The sequence below is a fragment of the Pseudochrobactrum sp. AO18b genome (assembly GCF_000409565.1).
Classification (GTDB): domain Bacteria; phylum Pseudomonadota; class Alphaproteobacteria; order Rhizobiales; family Rhizobiaceae; genus Pseudochrobactrum; species Pseudochrobactrum saccharolyticum.
The window spans coordinates 1-646 of record NZ_ANNO01000198.1; the positions used below are offsets into that span (position 1 = coordinate 1).

Sequence of the window (646 nt, forward strand, 5' to 3'; positions counted from 1 at the left end):
CCGGTTACGGCGAGCAGCAGCAGACCACCTGCAATTGCGAGGTTTTTCTGTGCCATCAGTGCGTTCATACCTTCGGCAAAATCCATATGAGCTACCAGTGTGGCGCCAATGGTGAACAGGGCAACAACGACTGCTGCGATACGGGTCTTAAAACCGATCAGAATGGCGAGGCCGCCGACAAATTCAACCAGACCAACGAGAACTGCGGTCACGCTTGGCATTGGCAGGCCGATCGCACCGAAATATTGCGCAGTGCCTTCAAGGCCGGTCAGCTTGCCCCAACCTGCAAGAATGAAAAGAATAGCAAGAAAAACGCGGGAGATCAGAATAATAATGGAATTCTGGGAGGCGGAAACAGTGCTCATTATGAGGCTCCGGATGATATATTGCTGGAGGAGGGTAAGAGGCTTCCAGGCAATAAAAGTTAACAATAAAAAAGTGATTTATGCTGCAGGCTCATTGTGCGCAGCATGAATTGCTGTTGCGCAATGGATAACTAATAAGTGACTGTATTGTAAATATAGACAAATATTGACATATTGTTCATCAATAGTGAACCCTAAAATAGCATGTTGAAATTTAACACCGATAGCCCTGCGTTGATAGCAAGTTAAGGTTACAAGAGCTTATAAAAGAAAGCAGACCC

The 646-nt window shown here is 46.1% G+C and carries 1 protein-coding gene; it reads right to left on the bottom strand.

Translation table 11 applies throughout. The features are described 5' to 3' along the window. A partial coding sequence (locus tag A918_RS0108385) for a DoxX family protein (protein ID WP_022710631.1) occupies positions 1–365 on the bottom strand: 365 nt, incomplete at its 3' end. Positions 366–646 lie beyond the last annotated feature (281 nt).